At 74.9% G+C, this 6,586-nt stretch carries 6 protein-coding genes and 1 pseudogene; 6 read left to right on the top strand and 1 reads right to left on the bottom strand.

Annotated elements, in window-relative coordinates; all coding sequences use genetic code 11:
* From AB0R04_RS10105 to AB0R04_RS10095, 3 genes and pseudogenes are all read left to right on the top strand, one after another.
* A pseudogene (locus AB0R04_RS10105) lies at positions 1 to 182 on the top strand (manganese transporter); the annotation flags it as partial.
* 111 nt (positions 183 to 293) lie between these two features.
* Positions 294 to 1,028 carry an MgtC/SapB family protein gene (locus AB0R04_RS10100; RefSeq protein ID WP_363369751.1) on the top strand — a complete coding sequence of 245 codons (735 nt, stop codon included), beginning with the start codon at positions 294 to 296 and terminating at the stop codon, positions 1,026 to 1,028.
* Positions 1,029 to 1,087: 59 nt separating this feature from the next.
* On the top strand, positions 1,088 to 1,765 hold the full coding sequence (locus tag AB0R04_RS10095; RefSeq protein WP_363369749.1) for a YoaK family protein: 678 nt from the start codon (positions 1,088 to 1,090) through the stop codon (positions 1,763 to 1,765).
* Positions 1,766 to 1,813: 48 nt separating this feature from the next.
* Here AB0R04_RS10095 and AB0R04_RS10090 read toward each other — a convergent pair whose 3' ends face one another.
* On the bottom strand, positions 1,814 to 2,482 hold the full coding sequence (locus tag AB0R04_RS10090; RefSeq protein ID WP_363369746.1) for a hypothetical protein: 669 nt from the start codon (positions 2,480 to 2,482) through the stop codon (positions 1,814 to 1,816).
* Positions 2,483 to 3,015: 533 nt separating this feature from the next.
* Here AB0R04_RS10090 and AB0R04_RS10085 point away from each other — a divergent pair.
* Genes AB0R04_RS10085 through AB0R04_RS10075 form a run of 3 tightly spaced genes read left to right on the top strand, consistent with a single transcriptional unit; the run spans position 3,016 to position 6,514 of the window.
* Positions 3,016 to 3,540: a PadR family transcriptional regulator gene (locus AB0R04_RS10085; protein ID WP_063346498.1), complete on the top strand. Its 525-nt coding sequence runs from the start codon at positions 3,016 to 3,018 to the stop codon at positions 3,538 to 3,540.
* Positions 3,537 to 4,277 carry an ABC transporter ATP-binding protein gene (locus AB0R04_RS10080; RefSeq protein WP_363369742.1) on the top strand — a complete coding sequence of 247 codons (741 nt, stop codon included), beginning with the start codon at positions 3,537 to 3,539 and terminating at the stop codon, positions 4,275 to 4,277. The genes AB0R04_RS10085 and AB0R04_RS10080 overlap by 4 nt, the downstream gene beginning before the upstream one ends.
* Positions 4,274 to 6,514, top strand: a complete 2,241-nt coding sequence (locus tag AB0R04_RS10075) for an FtsX-like permease family protein (protein ID WP_363369740.1) — start codon at positions 4,274 to 4,276, stop codon at positions 6,512 to 6,514. The genes AB0R04_RS10080 and AB0R04_RS10075 overlap by 4 nt, the downstream gene beginning before the upstream one ends.
* The last annotated feature ends 72 nt before the right edge of the window (positions 6,515 to 6,586 follow it).

Below are 6,586 nucleotides of genomic sequence, written 5' to 3'. Positions count from 1 at the left end.
CCAAGGAGGACCCCGTCGACCGCACCGGCCGCGAGGAATGGCGGATGCCCCCGCTGGAGACCCTCGGCAAGCCGGTCATGTCCACCGCCCGCAAGCTCGGCATGGGCGCCCTGCGCGCCTACCTCCTGGTCGCGATGGTGATGGTCATCATCAAGATCGTCCAAACCGCGCTCAACCACTGAGCCGCAGACCGCAGCCCGAACGGACGGGTGGTGGGCAGCGGCCCGCCACCCGTCCGTCCGTCTCCCCGCTCTTCCAGTTCTCCCCGCTCTCCCAGTGAAGGAGGTGCCGTCGTGCACACCCTGACCACCGCCGACTTCCTCGTCCGGCTCGCCACCGGGGTCGCCTGCGGCGCGCTCATCGGCGTCGAACGCCAGTGGCGGGCCCGGATGGCCGGCCTGCGCACCAACGCCCTGGTCGCCGCCGGCGCCACCTTGTTCGTGCTGTACAGCGAGGCCGTCAGTGACGCCGCCAGCCCCACCCGGGTCGCCTCCTACGTCGTCTCCGGCATCGGTTTCCTCGGCGGTGGCGTCATCCTGCGCGACGGCGCCGGCGTCCGCGGCCTCAACACCGCCGCCACGCTGTGGTGTTCGGCCGCCGTCGGGGTGCTCGCCGCCGCCGGGAAGCTCGAATTCGCCGTCCTCGGCACGCTCGGCGTCCTCGCCGTCCACCTGATCCTGCGCCCGGCCGGCCGGATGCTCGACCGGGCCCCGCAGTCCGGCAGCGACCCCGACTCCACCGTCCGCGCCACCGTCCATCTGGAATGCGAGCGCAAGGCCGAGACCCACATCCGGGCCCTGCTGCTCCAGGCCCTGTCCGCCTCCGGCCTCGCCCCCACCGGCCTGCGCGCCCGCCGCACCGACAGCGGCGACGCCACCAGCCTGCGCGCCACCGTGGCCATCACCGGGCAGGTCGCCCCGGCCCTCGAACAGGTCGTCAGCCGGCTCTCCCTAGAACCCGGCGTCCGCGACCTGCACTGGCACCTCGACGACGAACCCGACGACCCGAGCCGCCCCGCGCTCGCCTAGCGGGCGGCCCGGGGGAGGTAGAACGGAGGCACCGTCACGAGGCCGACCAGGAGGTCCCGATGTTCACCCCCGACCCCAGGCACGGGCCGCTGGTGCCGATGCTGCTGGTGCTCACCGTCGTCACCGGACTGGTGGACGCGGTCAGCTACCTCCGGCTCGGCCACGTCTTCGTCGCCAACATGACCGGCAACGTGGTCTTCCTCGGCTTCGCCCTGGCCGGTGCCGCCGGACTCTCCGCCACCGCCTCGCTGAGCGCCCTCGCCGCGTTCGTCGTCGGCGCCCTGGTCGGCGGCCACCTCGCCCGACGGCTGCCCGACCACCGCGGGCGGTTGCTGACCACGGCGGTGGTCGCCCAGACGGTGTTCGTCGCCGCGAGCATCGCCCTGGCCACCGTGGCCGGCTACACCTCCGACCCGGCCCGCTACGGCCTCATCGGGCTGCTGGCCTTCGCCATGGGCGGCCAGAACGCGGTGGTCCGCTCCCTCAAGGTCCCCGACCTGACCACCACGGTGCTCACCATGACCATCACGGCCCTCGCCGCCGACCGCACCGGCCCCCGCCGTCTGGCCTCCGCCGTCTGGATGTTCGTCGGCGCCCTCGTCGGCGCCCTCCTCATCCGCCAGGCCGACGTCCCCATCGCCCTGACCCTCGCCCTGGCCCTCCTCGTCGCCGTCGCGGCCCTCACCCACCGGGCCGCCGGAGCCCACCCCGCCCCGGACTGGACCCACCCGCTCTGACCCGGCGTCGCGTCCCGCTGCTCGCCGGTTCCCGCTCGTCCACAGGGGTCAGTCGTCCTGGCGGTGGCCGGCGCGGCCGCTCCAGAGGGGTTCGAGGCGGGCCCAGCCCTGGGTCCAGGCCTCGTCGGCGCGGCGGTCGAGGACGTGTAGGCGAAGGCGCAGGGCGAGGGTGAGCAGGGCCAGGAGGGCGAGGAGGGCGCCGGCGCCGGTGCAGACGGCGGAGACGGCGACGGCGGCGCGGTTGGTCGGGGGCGAGGAGAGAGCGCCGGCGGGGTCGACCCAGACGGGGACGACGGTGCCGGTGACGGCCGTACGGGGGGCCTGGACGGTGCCGGTGTGCGGCTGGCCGTCGGGGTAGGTCCAGGAGGCCTCGGCGTCGACGCGGCTGCTGTAGCCGGCGCCGAAGCGTCCTCCGGTGCCGGTGCCCGTGCCGGAGCCGTGGTCGGGGAGGGTGAGCACCACGGCGTCGACCTTGTGGAGGCGCAGGCGGTCGCTGTCGGCCTGGGGTGCGGTGGCGTGGTAGGCGAGCAGGGAGCTGCCGGTGGCGAAGGCGAGGGCGAGCAGGGCTCCGAAGGCGCTCAGCAGCCAGGCGCGGGCGCGGGCCCGGTCGACGGGCCGGACCAGCGGTTCGTGCCGGGCACCGAAGGCCCGCCGCAGCCGGCGGCCGGTTCGCGGCGGGCGCGACGAGGGCCGGGCGGGGCGGGGTGTGCTGGACACGTCGACGGCTCCTCAGGGGGGTTGGGGCGGCGCGGTGGTGAGGTCGTGAGGCTTCGTCACCCAATTTCCACCCGGTGGCCGCCCGCGCACAAGAGTCGTGCGGGCTCGTACCACCGGGACCTGCGGACGGCGCCGCCGCGCGCCGGTCGCGTTCCGGGTCGCGCCCGGGTGCGCGGCCGCCCGGCGCCCCTTCGCGCACCCGGGACGTTCGGCCCTCGGCAGCGGCCGGGCGGGCGGGCAGGCTGGGGTCCGGCCGCATCCTTCGTGTCAGGGGACGGCTTGGCCCGGTTGACCGTGGGGGTGTCGGGCCGTGGTGCGGTGCAGGGGGTGAGCGTGGGGCTGCCTCCTGCCCGCCCGCACCCGGGTGACGGTGTGTCCGCCCAGGTTCTGATCGCGCTCCGGCCGCGCTCTGGCCGCGTTCTGACCGACTTCCGCCCGGGTCTCGGCCGGGTTCTGACGGGGTTTCCGCAGGCAGAGGCCGTATTCTCGCCAGCTATACACTCGGAGTATACGCGTGGGGTATGGTCTCCCCCATGAGTGTTCCTTTGACCCTGCTGGGGCTGCTGGAGCGGGAGCCGAGCCATGGCTACGACCTCAAGCGCGACTACGACTCCCTCTTCGGCCGCGGCAAACCCCTCCCGTACGGACAGGTGTACGCGACCCTCGGCCGGCTGGCCCGGGACGGCAAGGTGGTCGCGGGCGAGGCGGAGCCCGGCGACGGACCCGAACGCAAGCGCTACGTGATCACCGACGCGGGGGTGACGGAGTTCGAGACCTGGCTCCGGGATCCGGTCGCGCCCGAACCCAACCTGCAGAGCGTGCTGTTCACCAAGGTGGTGCTGGCCCTGATGCTGGGCCGCGACGCCGAGGAGTACCTGGACACCCAGCGCGCCGCCCACCTGCGCCGGATGCGCGAACTCACCGAACTGCGCCGCACCGGCGCCCTGGTGGACGCCCTGCTCGCCGACCACGGCCTGTTCCACCTGGACGCCGACCTGCGCTGGATCGACCTCACCGCCGCCCGCCTGGACGCGCTGGCCGAGGCGGTGCGCTCATGACCGCCGTGATCGAGGCCCGCGACATCGCCCTGTCCTTCGGTGAGACCCCCGCCCTGCGCGGGGCGAGCCTGTCCGTCGAGGCCGGCGAGGTGCTCGCCATCATGGGCCCGAGCGGCTCGGGAAAGTCGACGTTACTGCACTGCCTGGCCGGCATCCTGGTGCCCGACGCGGGCGAGGTGCTGTTCAACGGGCAGCGCCTGGACACCCTGAACGAGGCGGGGCGCAGCGCCCTGCGCCGCGACAAGTTCGGCTTCGTGTTCCAGTTCGGCCAGCTCGTCCCGGAGTTGACGGCGGAGGAGAACGTGGCGCTGCCGCTGCTGCTGAACGGCGTGCGCCGCGCGGACGCTCTCGCGCAGGCCCGGCCGTGGTTCGCCCGGCTCGGCCTGGACGGCATGGAGCGGCGCCGCTCCGGCGAACTGTCCGGTGGTCAGGCGCAGCGCGTGGCGCTGGCCCGGGGCCTGGTGGCCCGGCCGCAGGTGCTGTTCGCCGACGAGCCGACCGGCGCGCTGGACTCGCTGACCGGCGAGCAGGTGATGGAACTGATGGTCGGCTCGGCCCGGGAGCAGGGCACCACCGTCATCCTGGTCACCCACGAGCCGCGGGTCGCCGCCTACGCCGACCGCGAGGCGATCGTCCGCGACGGCCAGGCCCGCACGCTCTCCGCCGGAGCCGGAGCCGGAGCCGGAGCCGGGGCCGGGGCCGGGGCCGGAGCCGGAGCCGGGTCGGTGGCCTCGTGATCCGGTTCTCGCTCCGGCTGGCGGTCAGCGGCGGCCGGGAGGCGCTCGCCCGGCTGCTGATGATCGCGGCGGCGGTGGCGATCGGGGTCGGGCTGCTGCTGTCCACGCTCGCCAGCATGAACGCGATCGACCGCGCCAACCAGCGCCAGGTCTGGCTCGACTCCGGGGCCCGGAGCCGGACCGAGAGCGCGCAGGTCGACCCGCTGTGGTGGCGGCCCCACAACGACTACTACGACGGCTCGGAGATCCGCGAGATCGACGTCGCCGCGACCGGGCCGACCTCGCCCGTCCCGCCGGGGCTCGACCGGGTGCCGGCCCCCGGCGAGTACTACGCCTCCCCGGCGCTGGCCGCGCTGCTGCGCACCGTCCCGGCCGTCGAGCTGGGCGACCGCTTCCCGGGTCGGATGGCCGGCACCCTGAACGACTCGGCGATGCCCTCCCCGGACACGCTGGCCGTGGTCGTCGGCCGGACGGTCGGCGAGGTCGAGGCCGCGCCCCGCGCCGTCGCCGTCACCACCATCGCCACCACCCGGCCCGAGTGCGGGAACGGCGACTGCCTGAGCCGGGGCATCCGGGGTGACGCGATGACGCTCATCCTGTCGGTGGTGGGCGGTGCGATGATCTTCCCGGTGCTGATCTTCATCGGCACCGCGACCCGCCTGTCCGCCGCCACCCGGGAGCAGCGGTTCGCCGCGATGCGACTGGTCGGTGCCACCCCGCGGCAGATCTCGGTGATCGCCGCGGTCGAGTCCACCGTCGCCGCGGTGGCCGGTACGGCCGCCGGATTCGGCCTCTACCTGGCGCTGCGCCCGCTGGTGGCCGACGTGCCCTTCACCGGCGGCCGCTTCCACCTCGACGACCTGAGCCTGACCGGCCTCCAGATGCTGGGCACCGTCCTGGCCGTGCCGCTCGCCTCGGCGGTGGCGGCCCGGTTCGCGCTGCGCCGGGTCACCGTCTCCCCGCTGGGCGTCAGCCGCCGGGTCACCCCGCGGCCGCCCCGGGCCTGGCGGCTGGTCCCGCTGCTGGCCGGGCTCGCGGAGCTGGTGTACTTCCTCGGCCGCCGCCCGGCCACCGGGAACGGACAGGCGGCGGCCTACCTGCCCGGATTCCTGCTGGTGATGCTCGGCCTGGTGATCGCCGGGCCGTGGCTGACCATGGTCGCCGCCCGTGCGGTCGCCCGCCGCACCAGCCGTCCGGCCACGCTGATCGCGGTGCGCCGGCTCGCGGACGACCCGAAGGCCGGATTCCGCGCGGTCAGCGGCCTGATCCTGGCGCTGTTCGTCACCACGTCGACGGTCTGCGTCATCGGCACGATCAACGCCAACCGCGGCTCGCTGGACGGTGACCAGTCGTCCCGCGCGTCCGTGGTGCAGGGCGACTACCGGGACGGCAGGCAACTGACGGACGCGGTGCCGGAGCAGGTCCTGGCGCAGGCGCGGGCCGTGCCGGGCCTGCGGGGTCTCGCGGTGCTCCACACCAACCCGGCCGGCCTCGGGAAGATCCCGGTGAGCCCCCGCCCGGACGCCCCGCTCCTCACCCCCGGCCTGGTGTCCTGCGCGGACCTCGCCGAGGTCCCGGTGGTCGGCCACTGCGCGGCCGGGGCGAGCGTGGCGGCCGTCCCGTCGCGCGAGTTCCTCAACCTCACCTCGCGCCCGGACGCCGAGTGGCCCGCCGCCCCGGTCTCCGCGGAGGAGGTCGCGAAGCTCCCGGTCCAACTGCTCTACGCCACGACCGACGGATCGACGGCGGCGAAGGAGCAGGTCCGGACGGTGCTCACCGCGGCGTGGCCCGACCACGACGCGCACACGGTCGGCGACTGGGCCACCGAAGGCCAGCAACGGCTCGCCGGCTGGCGGCAGTTGGCGAACGTGGTGCTGCTGACCACGCTCCCGATCGCCGGGTGCAGCCTCGCGGTCAGCGTGGTGGCCGGACTCTCCGACCGCAGGCGGCCGTTCGCGATGCTGCGGCTCACCGGCTCGCCGCTGCGGCTGCTCCAGCGGGTGATCGCGCTGGAGAGCGTTCTGCCGCTGCTGTCGGTGGCGGTGATCTCGATCGGCGCGGCCCTCGCCGCCTCGGCCCTGTTCCTCAGCTCCCAGATGGACTACCACCTGGTGTCGCCGGGCGCGGTGTACTTCGGCTTCGTCGCCCTCGGTGTGGTGGCCTCGGTCGGGATCATCGCCTCGACGCTGCCGCTGCTGAAGCGGATCACCGGCCCCGAGGCCGCCCGCAACGGCTGACGGCCCGTCGCCGCCCGGCGTGGGCGGCGGACCGTCGCCGTTCGGGCGAGCTGGACCGTCGCCGCCCGGGTG

This window comes from Kitasatospora sp. NPDC056731 (genome assembly GCF_040687675.1).
Lineage (GTDB): Bacteria > Actinomycetota > Actinomycetes > Streptomycetales > Streptomycetaceae > Kitasatospora.
The sequence above is the reverse complement of the archived record's forward strand: the minus strand, read 5'-3'. Positions and strand labels throughout refer to the sequence as shown.

Coding starts and splice junctions, on each gene's coding strand:
- AB0R04_RS10095 (WP_363369749.1), top strand. CDS start 1,088: ATGTTCACCCCCGACCCCAGGCACGGGCCGCTGGTGCCGATGCTGCTG.
- AB0R04_RS10085 (WP_063346498.1), top strand. CDS start 3,016: ATGAGTGTTCCTTTGACCCTGCTGGGGCTGCTGGAGCGGGAGCCGAGC.
- AB0R04_RS10080 (WP_363369742.1), top strand. CDS start 3,537: ATGACCGCCGTGATCGAGGCCCGCGACATCGCCCTGTCCTTCGGTGAG.